Raw genomic sequence first — 21,911 nt, forward strand, 5'->3', positions numbered from 1 at the left:
TTTCCGGTGGGTGCCGTCAGCCGCGTGGCGCGCCCAGCCGGCCTTCCAGTTGGACGAGCAACTCGCCGAGCAGCGCCGCCAGTGCGTGCCGGTCGCCGGTGTCCAGTCCGGACAGCACGGCGGTCTCGTAGGAGAGTTGCTCGGGCAGGACGGCGTCGACCAGGTCGCGGCCGGCCTCCGTCAGGTGGACATGGGCCACGCGGCGGTCACGGGAGTCACCGCGCCGCTCGACCAGGCCGCGCTCGGCGAGCTGCTTGATCCGTTTGGTGACCGCCGCTCCGGAGGAGAACGTCTCCCGGGCGAGCTCTCCGGGCGTCAGCTCGTGTCCCGTGCGGCGCAGCGTGCCGAGGACGTCGAACTCGGGCCGGGTGAGTCCCGCGCGGCGCAGCGGGGCGTCCTCGGCCTGCTGGAGCAGGGCGGCGCAGCGGTTGACCCGGCCGATGATCTCCATGGGCCCGGTGTCGATGTCGGGGCGGACGGCCCGCCACTGGCGCACGACGGCGGCGACGATGTCGCCCGCGGCCGGTGCCGCTCCGGCCGCACCGCCCTGCGCCCACGTCGTCGCTCCGTTCGCTGCCGTCATGTCCGTGCGCCTCCCGAGGTGTGCAGTCCCTGCCGTCGTACCGTCGCGGCGAGCGTACGGTGTCCGGCCTGTTCGGCGCGCAGCACCCGCTCCTCGGGCAGGGCGCGCTGCCACCACTCGCCGGCCGCGGCGTCGGCCGTGGCGCGCAGCTCCACGAGGGTTCCGGCGAGATCGCGGCGCGCGGCCCGAAGGGCTCCGGGCCCGGGGTCCTCGGCGGCCAGGACCCGGGCCGCACGCTCGCGGGCGCGGTCCACGGCAGCGAGGGCCTGGTCGAGGCGGTCGCCGGCGCGCCGGTTGGTGACGACGACGGCGGCGACGAAGCCGACCAGCGCTCCGACGAGGGTGTCCAGGGCCCGGTCGGTGATCAGCCCGGCGGGCTGCTGGTGGCGGGGGAACTCGGTGATGAGCAGGGCCATCGGGGTCACGCAGACGCTGCCGAGCCAGTAGTTGCGGCTGATCAGCGCCTCGGCCCCGAAGTTGAGGACGAGGCCGCACAGCACCAGGGCGAGCTGACTGAGGTGGGCGAGCGGCGCGATGGCCGCGAAGAGCAGGACGCCGACGAGGTTGCCGATCACGCGCTGGATGCCGCGGCGCCAGGTGAGGGTGACGTTGGCCTGGTAGAGCGAGGCGGCGGTGACCAGCGCCCAGTACGGGCGCCCGATGCCGAGCGCGAGGGAGACGTACCCGGCCAGGGCACAGCCGAGGGCGGTGCGCAGGGCGATGGGAGCGAGCGGGCCGAGCCTGCGGCGCAGGGGGCGCGGCGGGCTCGCGAGTTCGGCCTCCACGCCGAGGAGTTCGTCGTCGGTCCCGCCGGGGTCGTCGGGGGTCGGGACGGGCCCGGTGTCCCGCAGGGCGCGCGCCCAGGCCCGCAGCCGCTCCGGGTCGGTGTCGGCGGGCGCGGCCAGGGCGACCTCGGTGCGGACGACGAGCCGTTCCAGGGCGCGCCGGGGCGCGGAGCGGGCACCGGTGGACAGCAGCGACTGCCAGGCGGTGTGCACGGCGGCAGCGGCTGCTGCCCGAGCGGTCGCCGTCCCGGTCTCGGCGAACACGGCGGCGGCGCTCAGGGCGTGGGCGGTGGCGCGGCGCTCGGGGCCGTGCGGCCGCAGCAGCCCGGGGGCCATGCCGACGATCCAGGCCCAGGCGCCCGCCGCGGCGGCGAGGGAGAGGTGGCCGGGGACCTGACCGAGGGTCTGTGGGGCGAACAGGGACGCCGAGCTGACGAAAGCGAAGATCACGTTGCCGGGCGGCCCGATACGGGTCGCGTCGCACAGCGCCTTCTGCACGGCCGCGAGCAGGGCGCCCACGGCCACCAGGACGACGGCGTTCCGGGTGAGGGACGCGGCGAGCAGGGCGACGGCGAGGCCGCCGAGCATGCCGAGGACGACCCGGACGAGGGTCAGTGCGCGGGCCGCGTACGGGCGGTGGTGCGCGTAGAGCGCGCACAGCGAGCCCGCCATGGTGTAGACGGCCAGGTCGAGGCGGCCGAGGGCGAGCAGCGTCAGGTTCGGCGGGGCGACGGCCGTGACCACGCTCAGCGCCGGCTTGAACCAGATCTCCGAGGGCCTGCCGAGGCGCAGATGCCCCGAGAGGGGCAGCGGGCGCACGCGGGAGGTTCGGGGGGCGCGGGGTGTGGCACGGTTCATGACCCATAAGTTTAGCAGATGTTTTATTAGTAAATGATTTGGCGGTCCGCGTCCCGACCTGCGGTGCCGTCCCCGCGCCCCCCTGTACCCCTGTGCGCTTGCGTGCGCACCCTGCGTGACGGGCATGCCCCCGGTGACCGTGCGAGACCGTCGAGCGGGGAGGTGCGCGGTGCACGGACCGGCTTCGCCCGGCTGGCTGCTCGTCGCGCTGTGCGCGGCGACCGGGGCCTACTGCCTGCTGCGGATGCGCAGCGCCGTCGAGGAGCAGCGCCTGGCCGCGGGCGGCGAGGCGCTGATGGGGTTCGGCATGGCGGTGATGGCCGTGCCCCCGGCGGTCGCCGTGCCGCCGCGCGCGGTGTGGATCGCCTACGCCGTCGTCTTCGGCGGGGCGGCCGTGCGGGCCCTGTGGGAGGCCCGGCGCGGCGCCCACCATCTGCACCATCTGATAGGCGCGTGCGCGATGGTCTACATGGCGGCGGCGATGGCCGCATCGCCCGGACACCACGCGCACGGCGGCGTATCGCTGCTCACCGGGGCCCTCCTGCTGTACTTCACGGTCTACGTGCTGTGGTCCGGAGTACGCCTGGTGCCGACGGTGGCGGTGGTCACGGCCGGGGGCGCGCGCGGCACGGGCTGGGGCGACCGGCCCGAACTCGCGCGTGCGTGCCGCCTGTCCATGGCGATCGGGATGCTGGCGATGCTCCTGACCCTGTGACACCGGCGCCGGTCCGAGCCGCCATCAGGGCCGCCTCGGCACAAGGACATACGAAACCGTGGCGTGCGTCACTTTGCCGCCACCGTACGTATCCCGTGGCGCCGCCCGGCTCATAGGCTTCGGCCCATGATGGTCCCCGCGGCACTGCTGCTGCTCGGCGCCCTGACCGCCGTCCTGGCTCCGCGGCTGCTCGCCCGGGCGGACTGGCCGGACCGCGAACCGGTGGTCGCCCTGTGGGTGTGGCAGTGCGTGGTGGCGGCGGTCCTGGTGTGCTGTGTGTTGTCGATGACGCTGAGCGCGGCCGCCGCGTGGGCGGCCGTGCGGGGACATGTGTTCGCTCCCGCCCCGCGCTCGGTCGTGGCCGCGTACGCGTTGAGCACGGGAAGCCCGTGGGCCGCGACGACCGCCGTGGCGCTGGCGTGCGGCGGCGTGTGGAGCGCCGCGATGCTGGTCCGGGAGGTCGCCCGGGCGCGGGCACGCCTTCGGCACAGCCGCGCCGAACTGCTGGTGCGGGCCCCGCTGTTGCCCGGCGAGGAACTGCGCGGCGACCGGCTGGTGGTGCTGGAGGCGGAACGTCCGGACGCCTGGTGGCTGCCCGGGCCTGTGCCCCAACTGGTCGTCACCACCGCCGCGTTGCGCCGGCTCAAGGGCAGCCGGTTGGACGCCGTGCTCGCCCACGAGCAGGGGCACGCCCGGGCCCGGCACCACTGGCTGCTGCACTCCTCGGCCGCCCTGGCCAACGGGTTTCCCCAGGTGCCCGTCTTCGCCGCGTTCCGCGACGAGATGCACCGGCTGGTCGAACTCGCCGCCGACGACATGGCCTCGCGCCGCCACGGCCGCCTCACCACCGCGCTGGCGCTGGTGGAACTCAACCAGGACCGGGGCGTGTTCGGGCCCTGCCCCACCCCGCACGCCCATGTCCCGCAGCGTGTGCACCGCCTCCTGACTCCCCCGGACCGGCTTCCGGCGGCGCAGCGGCTGCGGCTGACGGCGACCGCGGCGCTGGTTCCGGTGGTTCCCGTGCTGGTTGCGTTCGTACCGGGACTGCGCGCACTCGGGTAGACACGGCGGGCGCCCGGCCTTCCCGGCTTGACCCATGGCCGCACGTGTGGGCGAGGATCTCGGTATGCGCCCCGCGTCCGTCGACTCACCGCCCCGCCCTCCGGCGTCGCGGGCCGCGGCGCTCGCCGCCGGCCTCGCCGCCCCGTCGATGCTGCTCCTGGTGCTGGTCGCCGTCTCCTGGCGTCCCCTGATGACGCTGGACGGCGACATCGCGACCACCACGCACCGCTGGGCGGTCGAACACCGGGGGATCACGCACGTGTCCCGTGTCCTCACGGACTGGGTGTGGGACCCCCAGACCATGCGCGTCCTGTGCGCGGCCGCCGTGTTCTGGCTGCTGTGGCGACGCGCAGCGCGGTGGCTCGCCCTGTGGGTGGCGGCCACGTGCGTGCTCGCGGCGCTGGCGCAGAACGTCCTCAAGGCGGCCGTCGGACGCCCCCGCCCGGTGTGGCCGAATCCCGTCGACTCCGCCCACTACGCGGCCTTCCCCTCCGGTCACGCCATGACGGCCACCGTGGTGTGCGGGCTGCTGTTGTGGCTCCTGCACCGCTACGGCGCCGGGCGCCTGCTGTGGCGCACCGCGCTCACGGTGGCCGTGCTCTCGGTGGTGGGCGTCGGGCTGACCCGCGTCTGGCTGGGCGTGCACTGGCCGTCGGACGTGCTGGGCGGCTGGCTGCTGGGGGCTCTGCTGGTCGCGCTCGCGGTGGCGTCGTACGAGCGCTGGTGCCCCGGGGACAAAGAGCCGCTCCGGCGCGAACGGCGTCCTTGACCGTGAGGAGCCTGACGCGAAGGATCGGCGCCATGACGATCAAAGGCGTGCTCTTCGACTTCTCCGGGACCCTCTTCCGCATCGAGTCGGCCGAGTCATGGCTGCGCGCGGTACTCGCGGAGGCCGACGTGGCGCTGCCCGAGGCCGAGTTGCTGCGGATGGCGGGGCAACTGGAGGCCGCGGGCGCGCTGGCGGGCGGTTCCCTCCCCACGGGGCCGCTGCCGGACGACCTGGCCGCGCTGTGGGCGGTCCGGGACCGCAGCGCCGAGGCGCACCGGGCCGCCTACACCGGGCTGTCCCGCCGGGTGGAGTTGCCGGATGCGCGGCTGCACGACGCGCTGTACGACCGCCATATGACGCCCGCCGCCTGGCGGCCCTACCCCGACACGGTGGAGGTGCTGGCGGCACTGCGCGAGCGCGGGGTGGCCGTCGGCGTGGTCAGCAACATCGGCTGGGACCTGCGGCCGGTCTTCCGCGAGCACGGCGCCGACCGGTATGTGGACGCGTACGTGCTGTCGTACGAACACGGCGTCCAGAAGCCGGACACGCGGCTGTTCGCGCTCGCCTGCGACGCGCTCGGCGTCGCCCCGCAGGACACGCTGATGGTCGGCGACGACCGCCGCGCCGACGGCGGCGCGGCCGACCTGGGCTGCGCGGTGCACTTCGTCGAGCACCGCACGGTGACCGAACGCCCGGACGGTCTCCGTCCGGTGCTGGAACTGATCGGCTGAGCCGGGCGCGCCCTCCCCGGCCCTCAGCTCTCGTAGCCCTCGACCTGCGACGCCGGGCGGACCTGTGCCTCGTCCGGGTTCTCACCGAACTCCGCTTTGGCGCGGCGCTGGCGCAGCAGGTCCCAGCACTGGTCCAGGGCGCGTTCCAGCTCGCCGAGGCGCTCCTGCTCCGTCGCGCTGTCGATGCGGCCGGACGACACCGCCTCCCGCAGGGCGCGCTCCTCCTCCACCATCGCCGAAATCCTGCCCAGGATCTGGTCCTGATCCATGTCTGTCCGCCTCCTCGGTGACTGGTGCCCACTCTAGAGACGGTTCACTTGCGGTGCGACACCGGTGGCGGGAGACGTGGAGTGCGCGCCTGCCCTGGACCATCCCCCGCGTGGCCCGGGGCAGGCGCCGTCCTGAACCGGCCTGCGGCGCGGTTCAGGAACGTGCTGAGTATAGTTGGCTGGCAGCCAGTCAACGCAGGAGTCCAGGATGTCGCCGCGCAGCGCCTCGGTCAACGAAGAATTGCGGCGGCGTTCCCGCGAGCGGCTGTTGTACGCGGCCGTCGAACTGGTCAGCGAGCGCGGATACGACGCGACGACGCTCGGCGACATCGCGGATCGCGCCGGCTCCGCGCGGGGCCTCGTGTCGTACTACTTTCCCGGCAAGCGGCAACTCCTGCAGTCGGCCGTGCACCGGCTGATGCACCGCACCCTCGAGGAGGCGCTGGAGCGCGAGCCGCGCACGGAGGACGGCCGGGAGCGGATGGCGCGGGCCATCGACGCGATCCTCGGCCTGACCGTGCATCACCCCGTGCTGATGCGCCATCACATGGCGGGCATCCTGCAGGCCGAGGGATTCGTGCAGTGCCCGGAGCAGCAGCGCCTCGCGGAGCTGCTGCGGGACACGGTCGCCCGGCACGGCGGGGCGGACCCCGACACCGGCTACCCGATGCTGCGGGCCCTGCTGATGGGCGCGGTCTACGCGGCGCTGGTGCCGGGCGTTCCGATGCCGCTGCCGGTCCTGCGGGCCGAGTTGTTCGAGCGGTACGGCCTCGCGTGGGAGATGGGCGCCCCGCCGGCCCCCGAGGGGACCGGCGAGGCGTACGACCCGGATCTGTCGCGGTTCTTCGCGACGGAGAGCCGTCCCCCCTCACACGAGTGACCGGCCGACTCACACGAGTGACCGGCCGAAGCAGTCCGGCTGCGCCCGGGCGTCGAGCTCGCCGAGCCGGATCCGCTGTGCGGGATCGGTGCGGCGGTCGGTCGGCCTATGGACGTCGAAGCCCTCGGCGAGGCCGTCGGCGTGGACGCACCCGACCTTCACCCCGTCCCAGGACGGCCTCTCGGCCGGGGGCCGGGCGGTCGCGCGCGGCCCGCCGCGGTCAGCTCCGGGCATGTCGTGGGGTCAGAAACCCGGCGTCGCGCGCACCGGCGATCAGCTTCAGCGAGCGACGCCGACTGCGCCCTGTCGCACACATGACCGCGTACACCGGGTCGACACCCTTCCCCTGGGCCGTGCGGTACTCCTCGGCGACCCGCCGCCAGCCCTCCAGGCCGTGCGGCCAGGCGGGACGGGGCCGGTCCGCCGGTGCCCCCAGGGGCTCGCAGGGCGACCCGTCGTCCACACCGCACGCCTGCAGCAACGGTTCCTCGATCCAGTCGACGAGGGCCGTCAGATCGCCGAGCGACAGGGGCGGCTGGGCCCGCACCTCCTCGATCGACACGCCGTCGGCCGCCACCACGGCGAGAACGTCGACCCGCCCCCCGTCCGGCAGGTCGAGCCGGACCGCGTACCACGACGTGACACTTCCGTGCTCCCGCACTTCCCACGCGGGACACACGGCCACCGGCACATCCGACCTGGGTCGGTCGGAAAAATCCTGAAAGGACACCTCCAGCACATACGGAACGTAAGTGAATGATCACATACCATGCGGAGAGCCACGCACAGAAGGAGCGCGCACCGCACCCCGTCGGCCCAGCGGCACGCCCCCTCCCCTCCCGCCGTGCGCGGTGCAATGCTGGAGCCACCAGCGATCTCCTCCACGAGGGAGTTCCGCCGTGCTGCATGTCGCCGTCGTCGGCTCGGGTCCGAGCGGGGTCTACACCGCGCAGAGCCTGGTCCAGCAGGATCCACGGGTACGCGTCGACGTACTCGACCGCCTGCCGTGCCCGTACGGGCTGGTGCGGTACGGGGTGGCACCCGACCACGAGAAGATCAAGTCCCTGCAGAACAGTCTGCGCACGGTCCTGGAGCACGAGCGGATCCGTTTCCTGGGCGGCGTCCAGGTGGGCGCGGGCGGGGTGCCGCCCGCCCGGCTGCGGGAGCTGTACCACGCGGTGGTCTACTGCGTGGGCGCCGCGACCGACCGGCATCTCGGCATCCCGGGCGAGGACCTGCCCGGCAGTTGGTCGGCCACCGAGTTCGTGTCCTGGTACAGCGCACACCCGGACTCCGTCGAGGAGGGCTTCCTGCACGACGCGCGGGCGGCCGTGGTGATCGGCGTCGGGAACGTCGCTGTCGACGTGACCCGGATGCTGGCCCGCGAGGTGGCGGACCTGAGCCCCACCGACATGCCGCAGGCGGCGCTCACCGCGCTGGGCGCGGGAAAGGTCGCGGAGATCCACATGGTGGGCCGGCGCGGCCCCTCCCAGGCCCGGTTCACCACCAAGGAGCTGCGCGAGCTGGGCGCCCTGCCGGACACCGACGTGGTCGTGGACGAGTCCGAACTGGCGCTGGACCCGGCGTACGCCGATCCGTCCGGGCTGCCTGCCACCCAGCGGCGCAACGTGGAGGTGCTGCGCGGCTGGGCCGCGGCACCACCGAGCGGTGCGGTGCGGCGGATCCGGCTGCGGTTCTTCCTGCGCCCGGTCGAACTGCTGGCCGAAGGGGGCCGGGTGGGCGCGGTGCGGTTCGAGCGGACCCTGCCCGACGGGCGGGGCGGGGTCACGGGCAGCGGGCGGTACGAGGACATCGAGGCGCAGCTCGTGCTGCGTTCGGTGGGCTACCGCGGAGTGCCGCTGGAGGGGCTGCCGTTCGACTCCGAGACCGGCACCGTGCCGCACCGGGCGGGACGGGTGCTGCGCGAGGGCGAGATCTGCCCCGGTGAGTACGTGGCGGGGTGGATCAAGAGGGGCCCGACGGGCGTCATCGGCACCAACCGCCCCTGCGCCAAGGAGACGGTGACCTCATTGCTCCAGGACGCGGCCGGCCTCGCCGCCCGCGAGGTCGTGGAGGACGCGCTCGCGGCCCTGCGGGCGGACGGAGTGCGGCCGGTCGAGTGGCCGGGATGGCTGGCGATCGAACGGGCGGAGGCGGAGCTCGGGGCGTCGCTGGGCCGGAGAGTGGTGAAGCTCCCGGACTGGCAGTCGCTGATGGCCGCCGCGCACGACACGATCCCGCAACACCTCTGAAATCAACAAACTGTTCAAGCGGCCTACCTTCTCCCCCATGCCCACCGTGCACCCCGTGGACGAAGTCCCCCCGATACGCCGACTCTGCGCCTACGCCCTCCAGCACGTCCTCGCCATGTACGCCGGCACCGTGGCGGTACCGCTGATCGTCGGCGGCGCCATGAAACTGTCGGCCGCCGACCTGGCCTACCTCATCACCGCCGACCTGCTGGTGTGCGGCGTCGCGACCCTCATCCAGTGCGTCGGCTTCTGGCGCTTCGGCGCACGGCTGCCGATCATGCAGGGCTGCACCTTCGCCGCCGTGTCCCCGATGGTGCTCATCGGGACGACGGGCGGCGGACTCTCCGCCGTCTACGGCTCGGTGATCGTCGCAGGCCTCGCGATCGTGCTGCTGGCGCCCGTGTTCGGCAGACTCCTGCGCTTCCTCCCACCCCTCGTCACGGGCACCGTCATCCTGATCATCGGCCTGTCGCTGCTGCCGGTGGCCGGCACCTGGGCCGCCGGTGGCCAGGGTTCGAAGGACTTCGGGAAGCCGGGGAACCTGGCCCTCGCGGCCTTCGTCCTGCTGGTGGTGCTCGCGGTGCAGCGCTTCGCGCCGGCGTTCCTGAGCCGGATCGCGGTGCTGATCGGCATCGTGGTGGGGCTGGCGGTCGCGGTGCCGTTCGGCTTCACGGACTTCGGCGGGGTGGGCGGCGCCGACTGGGTCGGGATCAGCACGCCGTTCCACTTCGGTACGCCCGTCTTCCACGCCTCGGCGATCGCGTCCATGCTGGTGGTCGCGGTGGTGACGATGACCGAGACCACCGGTGACCTGATCGCGGTCGGTGAGATGACCGGTCGCAGGGCGGAACCGCGCTCCCTCGCCGACGGCCTGCGGGCCGACGGACTCTCCACCATCCTCGGCGGCGTGTTCAACACCTTCCCGTACACGGCGTACGCCCAGAACGTCGGCCTGGTCGGCATGACCCGGGTGCGCAGCCGCTGGGTCGTGGCCGCGTCCGGCGGCATGCTCGTACTGCTGGGTCTGCTGCCCAAGCTGGGCGCGGTGGTCGCGGCGATTCCGGCGCCGGTGCTCGGCGGGGCGGGCCTGGTGATGTTCGGGACGGTCGCCGCGAGCGGGCTGCGGACGCTGGCCGGTGTGGACTTCCGGGGCAACCACAACCTGACGGTGGTGGCCGTCTCGGTGGCGGTCGGCATGCTGCCGGTCGGGGTGCCGGCGGTCTACGAGAGGTTCCCCGCCTGGTTCCAGACGGTGATGAACAGCGGGATCAGCGCCGGATGCCTGACCGCGATCGTGTTGAACCTGCTCTTCAACCACCTGCCCTCGAAGGCCGGTTCAGCCGTCCCCGAGGCGGGCGGCCTGACGCGCGGCGGCGGCGAGCAGGGCGTCTAGGAGCCCTGGGAAGAGATCCTCCAGTTCGTCCCTGCGCAGGCCGTTCATCTTGGCCGTGCCCCGGTAGACCTGCCGGATCACCCCGCTCTCGCGCAGCACCCGGAAGTGGTGCGTGGTGGTGGACTTGGTGACGGGCAGGTCGAAGTGCGAACAGGAGAGCTCGTCGCTGCCGGCGGCGAGCTCCCGCACGATCCGCAGCCGCATGGGGTCGGACAACGCGTGCAGCACCGCCTCCAGACGGATCTCCTCACGCGCCGGGTGCGGAAGGTCACGGCTGCCGAGAGCGGGGGCGGCGGGGGTCACAACGGCTCCAGTTCGTCCGGGGGCCATCCGGCGCGGCGTCCGGTTGATCCCTTCCATCGTACGAGAACCATCGTAGTTTGACATCTGACGTACTACGACGTCTATCGTACGAGTGTCGTTGTCGGCACCGCACCGAATGGAGTCCGCCGTGAGCGCGCTCTTCGAACCCTTCACCCTGCGCGATGTGACGGTCCCGAACCGCCTCTGGATGCCTCCGATGTGCCAGTACTCGGCGGCACCCGAGGGGCCCGCCACGGGCGCCCCCGCCGACTGGCACTTCGCGCACTACGCGGCGCGCGCGGCCGGCGGCACGGGGCTGATCGTCGTCGAGGCGACCGCCGTCTTGCCCGAGGGCCGCATCACCCCCTACGACCTGGGCCTGTGGAACGACACGCAGGTCGAGGCGTTCCAGCGGATCACGCGCTTCCTCAAGGAGCAGGGCACGGTCCCCGCGGTCCAGCTCGCGCACGCGGGCCGCAAGGCGTCGACCGACCGCACCTGGAAGGGCGGCGCGCCGCTCGGCCCCGAAGCGTACGGCTGGCAGCCGCTCGCGCCGAGCGCGGTGCCGTTCGACGCACGTCACCCCGTGCCGACCGAACTGACCGTGGCCGGGATCCGGGAGATCGTGGGACGGTTCGCGGACGCGGCCCGCCGCGCCCTGGTCGCAGGTTTCGAGGTCGTGGAGATCCACGGCGCGCACGGCTACCTGATCAACGAGTTCCTCTCCCCGCACTCCAACCACCGCACGGACGCCTACGGCGGCTCCTACGAGAACCGCACCCGCTTCGCGCTCGAGGTCGTCGACGCGGTGCGGCAGGTGTGGCCGCAGGACAAGCCGCTGTTCTTCCGCGTCTCGGCCACCGACTGGCTGGACGAGGGCGGCTGGACGGCCGACGACACGGTCCGCTTCGCGGCCGACCTCAGGGCGCACGGCGTGGACCTGCTGGACGTCTCGACCGGCGGCAACGCGGCGGGCGTCCGCATCCCGACGAGCCCCGGCTACCAGGTGCCCTTCGCCGCCCGGGTGAAGGCGGAGACCTCCCTGCCGGTGGCCGCGGTCGGCCTCATCACCGAGCCCGAGCAGGCCGAGAAGATCCTGGTCAACGGGGAGGCGGACGCCGTCCTGCTGGGTCGCGAACTGCTCCGCAACCCGTCCTTCGCCCGCCTCGCGGCCCGGGAACTGGGCGGCGAGGTGCGGATCCCGGACCCGTACCACCGGTCCGTCTGATCCCTCCGCCTCCGCTCGTCCGGCCCCTGTCGTCGGGGTGAGCGGAGGCAGAAGGGCCGGCCTGCCCGGCGGGCGCCCCCGAGGCTCGGCCGCGTCAGCAGCGCGAAGCGCTTGTCGCCCCCGGGGACGCTCATCGGAGCCGGTCACCGGCTCCGGTACGGCGAGGGGACACCGCCGTCCTCGCATGCCGTTCACCCGCCGCCAGGGGGGCCGTGCGGCACTCGGAGATCCGAACGCCTCGGCCCCCTCACGGACATGCGGCCGGTCAGCCCGCCGTCCGGCCCCACAGCGGCCCGAATCGCGCCCAGGCCTCGTCCCACTGCGCCATGCGCCGGCGTTCGAGGCGTTCGCGCCAGACGCGTCCCCCCACGAACGGGACCGCCGCCGCTCCGGCCCCCACCAGCACCCCGACCATCGCCGCACGGACCTGCGCCTGGGACTCGGTGGCCGGCTGGGTCACGAGGGAGCCCTCGGGATCCGTCCACACGGTGACGGCCGTGCCCGTGGGGCTGCCGGCGGCCACCCGGGCCTGTCCGGCGTGCGACGAACCGTCCCTGTCCGTCCAGCGCACCTTCGCCCACACTCGCTGATCCCCCGCGCCGGCGCCCCCCTTCGGGGCGTCCTGGGTGAGCAGGGCCACCACCGGATGCCACTGCGCCCGCTCCTCGGCCAGTCCTCGCTCCACCGAGTGCGTCGCCGCCACCCCCGTCAGCACTCCACCGACCACGGTCACAGCCCAGACCGCCAGCACCACCCAGGCCTCCAGCGCATCGCTGCGGCGCCGCAGCGGATTGCGCCGCCACCGCCACAGCCACACCCTGCCACCGCGGAACGTCAACGACGACAGCCACCTCATCGCCGGCATCCTCCTCACCCGTGCACGGACACCCCCCGACCTCCCTCCCATACGCGAACGGACCCGCCGCTGCTCACCCGATGTCGGCCGGCTCGCGGGTTCACGGCGTCCGCGCGCAGCCCCCAGGCCCGCTGCCGGCCCGGCGCCCTGCCCTCCTCTCCGTCCGGAAACACGGCTCTGACCTGTGCTGATTCCATCCACGGGGGTGAGTGTCAGTGCCGGGGTGCAGACTGGCCCCTGTCTGGGACAACGGCGTTTCGGAGGTGGTCGGCATGGCCGACGTACTGCTCACCGTGGGCACACGCAAGGGCCTGTTCATCGCGCGGCGACGGGGCGGCGCGTGGGAGTTCGACGAAAGCCCGTACTTCAACGCGCAGGCCGTCTACTCGGTGGCCATCGACACCCGCGGCGGCACCCCGCGCCTGCTGGCCGGAGGCGACAGCTCACACTGGGGGCCCTCCGTCTTCCACTCCGACGACCTGGGCCGCACCTGGACCGAGCCCGCGCGACCCGCCGTGAAGTTCCCCAAGGACACCGGCGCCTCGCTGGAGCGCGTGTGGCAGCTCCACCCGGCCGCCGCGGAGCCGGACGTGGTGTACGCCGGGACGGAACCGGCCGCGCTGTACCGCTCGGAGGACCGGGGCGAGAGCTTCGAGCTGGTGCGCCCTCTGTGGGAGCACCCGACCCGCGCCAAGTGGGTGCCGGGCGGCGGTGGCGAGGGCCTGCACACCGTGGTCACCGACAGGCGGGACCCGAAGGCGGTGACGGTCGCCGTGTCGACGGCCGGTGTCTTCCGCACCCGGGACGGCGGTGCGAGCTGGGAGCCGTCCAACTCCGGCGTCTCCGCGGTGTTCCTGCCCGACCCCAACCCGGAGTTCGGCCAGTGCGTGCACAAGATCGCACAGGACGCGGCGGACGCGGACCGGCTGTATCTGCAGAACCACTGGGGGGTCTACAGAACCGATGACGCGGGCGCCCACTGGACGGACATCGGCGAGGGCCTGCCGTCGACGTTCGGGTTCTCCGTGGCCGCCCACCCGCACCGCGGGGACACGGCGTACGTCTTCCCGATCAACGCGGACGCCGACCGGGTTCCGGCCGGTCGCCGGTGTCGTGTGTACCGCACGGCGGACGCGGGCCGTAGCTGGGAGCCGCTCACGGCGGGCCTGCCGTCCGAGGACCACTACGGCACGGTCCTGCGGGACGCCCTGTGCACGGACGACGCGGACCCCGCGGGCGTGTACTTCGGCAACCGCAACGGCGAGGTGTACGCGTCGGCGGACGACGGTGAGAGCTGGCAGCAGCTCGCCTCCCACCTGCCGGACGTGCTGTGCGTACGGGCGGCGGTGATCGCCTGATCGGGCATCAATCGGTCGGCGTGGCGCCTGGTTCGCCCACCGCGCGAGCATTCCCGGTCACCCCTGGGGCACCGGTTGATCGTCGGTGTGCGCGCGGCAGTAGGGTGACGCCGTGGCACCACGACCGTTGCATGAAATCGTCGAAGCAGGCTGGGCGAAGGCCCTGGAACCGGTGGCCGAACGGATCGCCGCGATGGGTGACTTCCTGCGCGCGGAGATCGCCGCGGGGCGCACCTACCTCCCGGCGGGGCCGAACGTCCTGCGGGCCTTCCAGCAGCCCTTCGACGAGGTCCGCGTCCTGATCGTCGGCCAGGACCCGTACCCCACCCCCGGACATGCGGTGGGGTTGTCGTTCTCGGTCGCTGCGGATGTACGGCCGCTGCCCGGCAGCCTGATCAACATCTTTCGGGAGCTGAACGCCGATCTGGGCCTGCCCCAGCCGTCGAACGGCGACCTCACCCCGTGGACCAGGCAAGGCGTGCTGTTGCTCAACAGGGCGCTCACCACGGCCCCGCGCCGTCCTGCGGCCCACCGCGGCAAGGGGTGGGAGGAGGTCACCGAGCAGGCGATAAGGGCGCTTGCCGCGCGCGGCAAGCCGCTGGTGTCCATCCTGTGGGGCCGCGACGCGCGCAACCTGCGGCCGCTGCTGGACGATCTCCCGGCGATCGAGTCCGCACACCCGTCCCCGATGTCGGCGGACCGTGGCTTCTTCGGCTCACGGCCCTTCAGCCGGGCCAACGACCTGTTGATCCGTCAGGGCGGGCAGCCGGTGGACTGGCGCCTGCCGTGACACCTCCCGCGCCGGGTCGTGTTCCGTCGGCGGCCGTACCCGGCGCGGTGCCGGAGGTTGTGCTCGCCGTGGACTCCGGGGGTTCCGGCCTGCGGGTCGCCCTCGCTCCCCGGGGCGGCCCGGCCTCGGCGGCGACGGCCCCGCTGACGTCCCAGGAGCCGGTGCGCACCGCTGCCCGGGGGATCGATGCCGGGCACCTGCTGGAGCAACTCCTGCCGATGGCACGGAGGTTGCTCGCGGCTGCCGGTGGTGCCGAAGTGCGGGCGGTCGCGATCGGGGCGGCCGGTCTGGCCACCCTGGGCGACGGCCTGCGCGCCGAGCTTCCCGGTGCGCTGACCCGTGAGCTCGGTGTCCGCAGGGTGGCGCTGGTCGCGGACGCCGTCACCGCGTACGCGGGTGCGCTCGGCGCTGGCCCCGGCGCCGTGGTGGCGGCCGGCACCGGGCTGATAGCACTCGGGACGGATCTGACGAGCTGGCGCCGGGCGGACGGCTGGGGTCACCTGCTGGGCGACTGCGGCGGCGGCGCATGGATCGGGCGGGCCGGGCTGGAGGCAGCGCTGCGCGCGCATGACGGGCGGCCCGGCGGTTCCGAGCGTCTGCTGGCCCGGGCCGAGGCGGTGTTCGGCCCGGTCACCGGGCTGCCGGGCAAGGTCTACCCGCGTACCGACCGGGCCGCGGTGCTGGCGTCGTTCGCTCCCCAAGTGGCCGCGTGCGCCGCGGACGACCCGGTCGCCGTCGGCATCCTGGAGGCGGCCGCCCGGCACACGGCCGAGTCCGCGGCCGCCGTGTGCCCTGCCTCCGGGGAGCCCCGGGTAGCCCTCACAGGGGGCCTGTTCGGGGTGGGTGAGCCCCTTCTCCAACCGCTGCGGCGGGAGTTGGCACGCCAGGTTCCACAGGCACGCCTGGTCCCTGCGGAGGGCGACCCCCTGCACGGTGCCGTACGCATCGCGCTCGCACTCGCAAACGATTCGCTCACGCTCCCGTACGACGAACATCTGTTGCATGTGGTGACCGAAAAGAGCGAGTGATTCCCCTTGCCGGAAGAGGGGAGTTACGTCCTCATGCGCGACGGAAAAGTCACACCGTAACGATCACTTCTCATCTGTACGTAACTCATCAGACAAAACCGGACGGATACCGCTCACCTGCACCCTCCCCGAACAGGGGAGCCCACAAAGCCAGTAGCATGCGGCGCCATGAGCTCCCCGACTGGGCCCGTATCCGGGCTGCCTGTACGAATGCCGCGCCCCCGCCAGCCCGGGCGGCACCGCCGCCCGGAACCCCTGGTGGCTCCCGAGGGCGCGCCCGCGCTCGTCCTCGCGGTGCCGGGTACGCCCAGTGCCGCCACGCGCAGCCTCGCCGAGGAGGTCGTGAGCATCGCGCGGTCCGAGCTGCCCGGCCTGGACGCGCGCATCGGTTACCTGGACGGGGACGACGCGGAGTTCCCCGCGCTGAAGTCCGTGCTCACGCGTACCGCCGAGGAGCGCACCGCGCGCTACGAGCAGGCGGTCGCCGCAGGCCTGGAGGCCAAGGAGCCCGACGGCCCGGTAGCCGTGGTGGTGCCGCTGCTGGCCGGTCCGGACAGCGCGCTGCTGCGCCGGGTCCGCCAGGCCGTCATGGACAGCCGGGTCGCGGCCGATCTGACCGACGCCCTCGGCCCGCACCCGCTGCTCGCCGAGGCGCTGCACGTGCGGCTGTCCGAGGCCGGCCTGGCCCGCGCCGACCGTGCCCGCCTGTTCACGGTCGCGACGGCCGCGGACGGCATCATCCTCGCCTCCGTCGGCGGCGACGAGGCCGTGCAGGCGGCCGGGATCACGGGCATGCTGCTGGCCGCGAGGCTCGCCGTCCCGGTGATGGCGGCGGCGCTGGACCAGGAGGGTTCGATCGCTTCCGTCGCCGAGCAGTTGCGCTCCTCCGGCTCGCAGCAGCTTGCACTCGCGCCGTACCTGATCGGCCCGGAGCTCGAGCCGGGGCTGCTGGAGGCAGCCGCCGAGGAAGCGGGCTGCCCCGCCGCCGAGGCCCTCGGCGCATACCCGGCGATCGGCAAGCTGGCGCTCGCCAAGTACACGACGGCGCTGGGCATCGCCCCGCAGCAGCCGCAGGGCACGCCGGTCCGCTGACCCCGCCGGACACCCGTACGGCCAAGGGCCCGCTCCCCTCCGGGGGCGGGCCCTTGGCCGTGTCATGGGAGCCGGCAGCCGAGCCCCGTTGCAGGGAGACCGGCGTACGGACGTCAGGCCCGCACCGGGGAGGAGCCGTGCAGCGGTCCGGCCAGGGCGATCAGGGCGCGTTCCAGGCCGTGGAGGTGGCTGAGGGCCTGTTCGGCCCCGGGGTGGTGGCCCGGGACGTCGGCGGGAGGCGTCAGGGCGCGTTCGGGGACCGCTCCCAGCAGCGCCTCCACCGCGGTCTCGACACGTCGGCACGCATCCGTGAGGCGGGCGTCGTGCGAGGCGTCCGGGTCGGCGGCGACGGCGACGAGGCCGCGGGTCCGGCGGGCGCACTCGTCGAGCAGTGCCAGCACCTGGCGGGCCCGAGCCTTGCGCGCCCTCAGCGGGTTCAGCGGATGCACCAGCGGCGCGAGCGCCTGCCGTACGCGCCCCAGCAGCGCCTCGAGCTCCGCCGCGCGCGACGCGGGGTCCGCCTCCGGGTCGCCCGCGAGTCGCCGTGCCGCCGCCGCGGTACAGCCGTGCACCGCGTGCACGGCGCGGCGCACCCACTGGTCGGTGACCGCGTGGGTGGTGACCGGCAGGACGAACGCGACGGCGAGCGCCGCCCCCAGGGCCCCGACGCCGGTCTCGGCGAGTCGCAGAGCGAGCAGCCCCGGGTGCAGCACCCCCAGCAGGCCGTAGAGCAGACCCGCCATCACGGTGACGAAGAACATCATCCAGCTGTAGGACGGCGCCGCCGTGTAGAAGACGCCGAACACGCAGACGGCGACGAGCACGGCGGTGGGCACCGGGGCGCCGTGCAGCGGCACCGCGACCAGGAGCCCGGCGACGATGCCGGTGACCGTGCCGACGACCCGCCGGAAGCCGCGTACCAGCGTCTCGCCGCGCGAGGCGGTGTTCACGAAGATCCACCAGGCGGTGCCGACCGCCCAGTACCAGCGCTCGTGGGACAGCACCTGACCGGCGGCGATGGCGAAGGCGCAGGCCGCGGTCGCCTGGAAGGCCTGGCGCGTGGCGGGCCGGGCGAGGCCGCGGCCGCCGAGCGGCGCGGGCGTGGCGGGCAGCGGCGTGCGGCGTTCGACGCACCAGGCCCCGAACCGCACCGCCGAGGCGGCGGCGAGCGAGAGCGCCACGGCCGCGTACAGGTCGGGCAGTTCGCCGGGGACGGCGTGCAGGAACTGCGCGACGAAGAAGGTCATGAAGGCGAAGATGCCGAGCGCATGCCCGCGCGGTCCCCAGCGGCGGGCGTACACACCCGCGAAGACCACCGCGAGCCAGACCCCGTCCCGCACCGCCGGCACACCGTGCAGGACGGTCGCGACCGTGAGGACCGGAAGACCGACGACGGGCAGCAGCGCGGTGCTGACCGCCTGGCCGCGCACGGTCGGGTCGGCGACGGTGAACAACGCCAGCAGGGCCGCGAGCCCACCGGTGACCGAGGCGGGCAGCGGCAGCCCGGCCGCCTCGCACACGGTCACGGCGAGGCCGATCCCGAGCACCGCGCGCAGCGAGACACGCAGCCGGAAGAGCCCCGGGTCCGGAGCCGTGAACATCTGCTTGAACTTCTTCAGAGTCGGGTTGACCACCGTCGTCCGTCCGCCCCCACTTCTCATGTCGTCTCCGCCGGGACATGGGAATGGCGCCGCGGGCACGGATCCCGGCTTCGTCACCGGTCCTGCGCTGCGCGGCGCCATTGATACCCATAAGGAAAGCATCAGGACCGCAATGGCTCAACCGGCGCCTTGTTCACTGGGCCATTGGTACAGTCGAAGAAGATCCACTCCTACCACCGGAAGGCCAACGGACCATGGCCGTGGACGGACTCGACACCCGCATCCTGCGGCTGCTGCTCGAACAGCCGCGCACCAGCGTGCGCGAGTACGCGCGCATCCTGGGCATCGCCCGGGGCACCGTGCAGGCCCGCCTCGACCGCCTGGAGCGCGACGGGGTGATCACCGGCACGGCTCCGTCCCTGTCCCCCGCCGCGCTCGGACATCCGGTGCTGGCGTTCGTGCACATCGAGGTCACGCAGGGACATCTGGACGACGTGGGCGACGCGCTCGCGGCGGTGCCGGAGATCGTGGAGGCGTTCTCCATCACCGGTGGCGGTGACCTGCTGACCCGGGTGGTCGCGCGCGACAACGCGCACCTGGAGGACGTCATCCAGAAGCTGATCAGCCTGCCGGGGGTGGTCCGCACCCGCACGGAGGTGGCACTGCGCGAACGCGTCCCGCACCGGCTGCTGCCGCTGGTGGAGTCGATCGGCCGCGCGGCGGCGAACTGACCCGGCGGCCGGCCCCGGGCGTCCTCCTCGAGAACGCACGCCGCCGGGATGCGATGCATCGCGGTCCCGTACGCCGCCGCCCGGGCCGACGACCCGGCGTCCGTCGCGGCGGGGCCGCTGCTGCGCTGACCGCGGCTCCGTGGCGGGCGCGGCGGTGCGGTACCGCCACCGGCCTACCCGCGGCGGGGACGTCGGCTACGACCGCCGACGGGGCTTGCCGCGACGGGCGGCCTTGGAGCCGCCGGAACCGCTGCGGGGAGTGCGGCCGGCCGACTTACCCGGCGCGGGCTTGCGCCGGGCCCCTGCCGCGTCGGTGCTTCGGCGCTTGGGGTCGGCGGGGGTCTGGGCGGGGGTGCGGCCCCGGGTGCTGTTGACCGTCCGTCCGCGCACGATCCCGATGAAGTCCTCCACCAGCTCGGTGGTCGCGTCCTCGGGCCAGGACAGGGCGACGCTCGACTGGGGCGCGTCCACGACCGGGCGGTAGGTGAGGTCGCGGCGGTGGTACAGCCGCGCCAGCGACTGGGGGACGACGAGCAGGCCCACGCCCGCCGCCACCAGCTCGATGGCGTCCTCGGTGGTGGCGGGGCGTTCGAAGGCGGGCTCTCCCGGCGGCCGCTCCCAGCCCAGGACGTCGTCGAGCGGGTGGAAGACGACCTCGTCGGCGAGGTCGTCGCAGGACACCTCGTCGACGGCCGTCACCACGTGGTCCTTGGGAACGACGACCACGGTGGTCTCGGTGTACAGCGGGATCGCGCTGAACGCCGTGCGGTCGACCGGCAGCCGTAGGATCCCCGCGTCCGCCTCGCCGCCGCGCAGTACCTCGGGCGCTTCGGCCGCCGGCACCTGGAGGAGGGTGAGGGGGACGTCGGGCAGGCGCTCGTTCCAGATCCGCACCCACTTGGCGGGCGTCACCCCGGGGACGTACGCGAGCCGGAACGAGGGGGATGCTTCCGAGCCTGTCACCCCGCCAGGTTACCGGGCGTGGTCTCGGGGCCCTGAATCCGGCCGATAGTCTGGACAGCATGAAGTCGCAGCAGACCACCCAGACGATGAAGCCCGCCACCGCGGCGAAGAAGCTGGGTGTGTACCTCCCCGCCACCCCCGCCGAGTTCCAGGAGGGGGTCGTCTCCCGGGCGGAGCTCAACGAGCTCCAGGCCAACCCGCCCGAGTGGCTGCGGGAGCTGCGACGCAATGGCCCGCACCCGCGCCCGGTGGTCGCGGCGAAGCTCGGCGTCTCCATCGCGGGCCTCGCGCGCGCCGGTGTCATCGAAGCGCTCACCACGGAGCAGATCGAGGCGCTGAAGAGGGACCGTCCCGAGTGGCTGGAGAAGGAGCGCGCCACTCAGGCCGAGGTCCGCAAGGAGACCGAGCGCATCAAGCAGCGGAACGCCGAGCGCGCCGAACAGGCCGGTCGTCCGCGGCCCTGAAGTCGGCCCGTCCCACCGCGGGCCCGGGCGCGGCGCCGGGGCCGGGCTGATGCCCGGCCCCGGATTCTTTCGAATGCGCGGTCCTAGACGTTCGGCTCGGCCGCGCTGATGTCGCCGAGCGCCGACTCCGGCTGGCGCTCCACGGCCAGGTCGCCGAGGGAGATGATCCCCACCGGCTCTCCGCCCTCGACGACGGGGACACGGCGGATGTGGTGCTCACGCATCACCTGCACCGCACGGTCGATGTCCTCGTCGGGAGTCAGGGTGACCAGGTCCTCGCTGCAGGCGCGAGCCACCGTGGTCTCCTGCGGGTCCGATCCCTCCGCGAGTGCGCGCACCACGAGGTCGCGGTCGGTGACGAGTCCGCGCAACTGGTCGCCCTCGGTCACGAGGACGGCCCCGATGTCCTGATCGCGCATCATCCGCGCCACCGTCGCCAGCGACGTCTGCGGTTCCACCTTGACGGGTTCGGCGGTCATGATGTCGCGTACGTGCTGGGCCATCACTTGTCCCTTCTCCACAGATCTCCGCAGGGCGGCGGTTCCGCTCCCCGCCGCTCAGGCGCCGAGTACCCGACGGGCGCGGTCCTGCACGGCCGCGGCGCGGGAGACCCGCGCCGCGGTGGTCCGCCCGGACCGGTCGTCTCCGGTCAGGTGGCGCCGGATCCTCCACTGCCGAAGGAGCCGCTGGAGCCGGGGCTCCAGCGCGGCCGTTTCTGGTCCCCGCTGCGCCGGGTGCCGGAGGCGTGGACCTGGTGCGGGGTGAGCCGCTCGCTCTCGTCCTGGGCACGCGGAACCTCGTTCGGCTCCCTGACCTCCCGGGACTCCATGACGGGTCCTGAGGCCGGCCGGGTCGGCTGCTCGGAGGGGTGTGGCGGCGTGGGTTCCCGGCGCCGCACCCTGATGCCGAGCCGGACGGCCCACACCAGGGCTCCCGCGATGAGGAGACCGCCGACGAAGGCGCCGAGCACGCCCCAGGCGGCATCAGAAGCGGCCATTTGAAGAGAGATCGTCAGCATTGCCTCCGGGTACCCGCTTCCCGGAAATAAACCCTCCGGTCACGGGCGTCGGTGACGGCGCCGGAGCCGACGGACCTGCTGGAAGGCCGGGCGGCGCGGTGGTCCCTTCTCCCTCCCGACCGGTTTTCACCACCCGAACGGGGGCACCCGCGATGCGCCCGCGTGCCGTCCGGCCCGTGCGA

General features: G+C 73.6%; 25 protein-coding genes. 14 read left to right on the top strand and 11 right to left on the bottom strand.

Features of this window, described 5'->3' with window-relative positions; genetic code table 11:
* Window positions 1–16 precede the first annotated feature (16 nt).
* Window positions 17–583: a MarR family winged helix-turn-helix transcriptional regulator gene (locus ACZ4SW_RS11075; protein WP_468240883.1), complete on the bottom strand. Its 567-nt coding sequence runs from the start codon at window positions 581–583 to the stop codon at window positions 17–19.
* A complete protein-coding gene (locus ACZ4SW_RS11080; protein WP_468240886.1) occupies window positions 580–2,226 on the bottom strand; it encodes an FUSC family protein in 1,647 nt (548 codons plus the stop codon). Before ACZ4SW_RS11080 ends, ACZ4SW_RS11075 begins: the two co-directional genes overlap by 4 nt.
* A gap of 169 nt (window positions 2,227–2,395) precedes the next feature.
* On the opposite strand from ACZ4SW_RS11080, the gene ACZ4SW_RS11085 reads away from it, so the two are divergent.
* The 4 genes from ACZ4SW_RS11085 (at window position 2,396) to ACZ4SW_RS11100 (ending at window position 5,503) form a co-directional block, all read left to right on the top strand.
* Window positions 2,396–2,941, top strand: coding sequence for a DUF5134 domain-containing protein (locus tag ACZ4SW_RS11085; RefSeq protein WP_468240889.1), 546 nt, complete (start codon window positions 2,396–2,398; stop codon window positions 2,939–2,941).
* A 126-nt stretch (window positions 2,942–3,067) separates the two neighbouring features.
* The gene (locus tag ACZ4SW_RS11090) at window positions 3,068–4,003 is read left to right on the top strand and encodes a M56 family metallopeptidase (protein ID WP_468240891.1); all 936 of its coding nucleotides are present in this window, start codon (window positions 3,068–3,070) and stop codon (window positions 4,001–4,003) included.
* Window positions 4,004–4,067: 64 nt separating this feature from the next.
* Window positions 4,068–4,772 carry a phosphatase PAP2 family protein gene (locus ACZ4SW_RS11095; RefSeq protein WP_468241258.1) on the top strand — a complete coding sequence of 235 codons (705 nt, stop codon included), beginning with the start codon at window positions 4,068–4,070 and terminating at the stop codon, window positions 4,770–4,772.
* Window positions 4,773–4,804: 32 nt separating this feature from the next.
* On the top strand, window positions 4,805–5,503 hold the full coding sequence (locus tag ACZ4SW_RS11100; protein ID WP_468240894.1) for an HAD family hydrolase: 699 nt from the start codon (window positions 4,805–4,807) through the stop codon (window positions 5,501–5,503).
* 23 nt (window positions 5,504–5,526) lie between these two features.
* On the opposite strand, the gene ACZ4SW_RS11105 is transcribed toward ACZ4SW_RS11100, so the two are convergent.
* A complete protein-coding gene (locus ACZ4SW_RS11105; RefSeq protein WP_468240896.1) occupies window positions 5,527–5,772 on the bottom strand; it encodes a DUF2630 family protein in 246 nt (81 codons plus the stop codon).
* A 208-nt stretch (window positions 5,773–5,980) separates the two neighbouring features.
* Here ACZ4SW_RS11105 and ACZ4SW_RS11110 point away from each other — a divergent pair, with 208 nt between their 5' ends.
* Window positions 5,981–6,652: a TetR/AcrR family transcriptional regulator gene (locus ACZ4SW_RS11110; protein ID WP_468240898.1), complete on the top strand. Its 672-nt coding sequence runs from the start codon at window positions 5,981–5,983 to the stop codon at window positions 6,650–6,652.
* Window positions 6,653–6,661: 9 nt separating this feature from the next.
* On the opposite strand, the gene ACZ4SW_RS11115 is transcribed toward ACZ4SW_RS11110, so the two are convergent.
* Both ACZ4SW_RS11115 and ACZ4SW_RS11120 read right to left on the bottom strand, forming a co-directional pair.
* On the bottom strand, window positions 6,662–6,886 hold the full coding sequence (locus ACZ4SW_RS11115; protein WP_468240901.1) for a hypothetical protein: 225 nt from the start codon (window positions 6,884–6,886) through the stop codon (window positions 6,662–6,664).
* The gene (locus ACZ4SW_RS11120) at window positions 6,873–7,337 is read right to left on the bottom strand and encodes a DUF6214 family protein (protein WP_468240903.1); all 465 of its coding nucleotides are present in this window, start codon (window positions 7,335–7,337) and stop codon (window positions 6,873–6,875) included. Before ACZ4SW_RS11120 ends, ACZ4SW_RS11115 begins: the two co-directional genes overlap by 14 nt.
* 214 nt (window positions 7,338–7,551) lie before the next feature.
* Here ACZ4SW_RS11120 and ACZ4SW_RS11125 point away from each other — a divergent pair, with 214 nt between their 5' ends.
* A complete protein-coding gene (locus ACZ4SW_RS11125) occupies window positions 7,552–8,904 on the top strand; it encodes an FAD-dependent oxidoreductase (RefSeq protein WP_468240906.1) in 1,353 nt (450 codons plus the stop codon).
* Between the two features lie 37 nt (window positions 8,905–8,941).
* Window positions 8,942–10,297 carry a nucleobase:cation symporter-2 family protein gene (locus ACZ4SW_RS11130; protein WP_468240908.1) on the top strand — a complete coding sequence of 452 codons (1,356 nt, stop codon included), beginning with the start codon at window positions 8,942–8,944 and terminating at the stop codon, window positions 10,295–10,297.
* On the opposite strand, the gene ACZ4SW_RS11135 is transcribed toward ACZ4SW_RS11130, so the two are convergent.
* Window positions 10,241–10,600 (bottom strand): ArsR/SmtB family transcription factor, encoded by a 360-nt coding sequence (locus ACZ4SW_RS11135; RefSeq protein WP_468240910.1) that lies wholly within the window; start codon window positions 10,598–10,600, stop codon window positions 10,241–10,243. The genes ACZ4SW_RS11130 and ACZ4SW_RS11135 overlap by 57 nt on opposite strands.
* A gap of 148 nt (window positions 10,601–10,748) precedes the next feature.
* Between ACZ4SW_RS11135 and ACZ4SW_RS11140 the strand changes: the two genes are divergently transcribed.
* A complete protein-coding gene (locus tag ACZ4SW_RS11140) occupies window positions 10,749–11,828 on the top strand; it encodes an NADH:flavin oxidoreductase/NADH oxidase (RefSeq protein ID WP_468240913.1) in 1,080 nt (359 codons plus the stop codon).
* A 265-nt stretch (window positions 11,829–12,093) separates the two neighbouring features.
* On the opposite strand, the gene ACZ4SW_RS11145 is transcribed toward ACZ4SW_RS11140, so the two are convergent.
* Window positions 12,094–12,684 carry an Rv1733c family protein gene (locus ACZ4SW_RS11145; RefSeq protein WP_468240915.1) on the bottom strand — a complete coding sequence of 197 codons (591 nt, stop codon included), beginning with the start codon at window positions 12,682–12,684 and terminating at the stop codon, window positions 12,094–12,096.
* A 215-nt stretch (window positions 12,685–12,899) separates the two neighbouring features.
* Between ACZ4SW_RS11145 and ACZ4SW_RS11150 the strand changes: the two genes are divergently transcribed.
* From ACZ4SW_RS11150 to ACZ4SW_RS11165, 4 genes are all read left to right on the top strand, one after another.
* Window positions 12,900–14,042: a WD40/YVTN/BNR-like repeat-containing protein gene (locus ACZ4SW_RS11150; RefSeq protein WP_468240918.1), complete on the top strand. Its 1,143-nt coding sequence runs from the start codon at window positions 12,900–12,902 to the stop codon at window positions 14,040–14,042.
* A 112-nt stretch (window positions 14,043–14,154) separates the two neighbouring features.
* Complete coding sequence (locus ACZ4SW_RS11155; protein ID WP_468240920.1) at window positions 14,155–14,832, top strand: uracil-DNA glycosylase; 678 nt, start codon at window positions 14,155–14,157, stop codon at window positions 14,830–14,832.
* 68 nt (window positions 14,833–14,900) lie between these two features.
* Entirely contained in the window at window positions 14,901–15,860 is a 960-nt protein-coding gene (locus ACZ4SW_RS11160; protein WP_468240923.1) for an N-acetylglucosamine kinase, read from the top strand.
* Window positions 15,861–16,028: 168 nt separating this feature from the next.
* Window positions 16,029–16,952, top strand: a complete 924-nt coding sequence (locus tag ACZ4SW_RS11165) for a sirohydrochlorin chelatase (RefSeq protein ID WP_468240925.1) — start codon at window positions 16,029–16,031, stop codon at window positions 16,950–16,952.
* A 113-nt stretch (window positions 16,953–17,065) separates the two neighbouring features.
* Here ACZ4SW_RS11165 and ACZ4SW_RS11170 read toward each other — a convergent pair whose 3' ends face one another.
* Entirely contained in the window at window positions 17,066–18,553 is a 1,488-nt protein-coding gene (locus tag ACZ4SW_RS11170; protein WP_468241260.1) for an FUSC family protein, read from the bottom strand.
* A gap of 254 nt (window positions 18,554–18,807) precedes the next feature.
* Between ACZ4SW_RS11170 and ACZ4SW_RS11175 the strand changes: the two genes are divergently transcribed.
* The gene (locus ACZ4SW_RS11175; RefSeq protein ID WP_468240927.1) at window positions 18,808–19,284 is read left to right on the top strand and encodes an Lrp/AsnC family transcriptional regulator; all 477 of its coding nucleotides are present in this window, start codon (window positions 18,808–18,810) and stop codon (window positions 19,282–19,284) included.
* 195 nt (window positions 19,285–19,479) lie between these two features.
* On the opposite strand, the gene ACZ4SW_RS11180 is transcribed toward ACZ4SW_RS11175, so the two are convergent.
* Window positions 19,480–20,247, bottom strand: a complete 768-nt coding sequence (locus ACZ4SW_RS11180; protein ID WP_468240929.1) for a LysR substrate-binding domain-containing protein — start codon at window positions 20,245–20,247, stop codon at window positions 19,480–19,482.
* A gap of 59 nt (window positions 20,248–20,306) precedes the next feature.
* Between ACZ4SW_RS11180 and ACZ4SW_RS11185 the strand changes: the two genes are divergently transcribed.
* Window positions 20,307–20,711 (top strand): DUF5997 family protein, encoded by a 405-nt coding sequence (locus ACZ4SW_RS11185; RefSeq protein ID WP_468240932.1) that lies wholly within the window; start codon window positions 20,307–20,309, stop codon window positions 20,709–20,711.
* An 83-nt stretch (window positions 20,712–20,794) separates the two neighbouring features.
* Here the strand turns inward: ACZ4SW_RS11185 and ACZ4SW_RS11190 are convergent, their stop codons facing one another.
* Both ACZ4SW_RS11190 and ACZ4SW_RS11195 read right to left on the bottom strand, forming a co-directional pair.
* On the bottom strand, window positions 20,795–21,214 hold the full coding sequence (locus ACZ4SW_RS11190; RefSeq protein WP_468240934.1) for a CBS domain-containing protein: 420 nt from the start codon (window positions 21,212–21,214) through the stop codon (window positions 20,795–20,797).
* A gap of 146 nt (window positions 21,215–21,360) precedes the next feature.
* Window positions 21,361–21,708 (bottom strand): DUF6479 family protein, encoded by a 348-nt coding sequence (locus ACZ4SW_RS11195; RefSeq protein WP_468240936.1) that lies wholly within the window; start codon window positions 21,706–21,708, stop codon window positions 21,361–21,363.
* Between the last annotated feature and the right edge of the window lie 203 nt (window positions 21,709–21,911).

This window comes from Streptomyces sp. NPDC028331 (genome assembly GCF_055565775.1).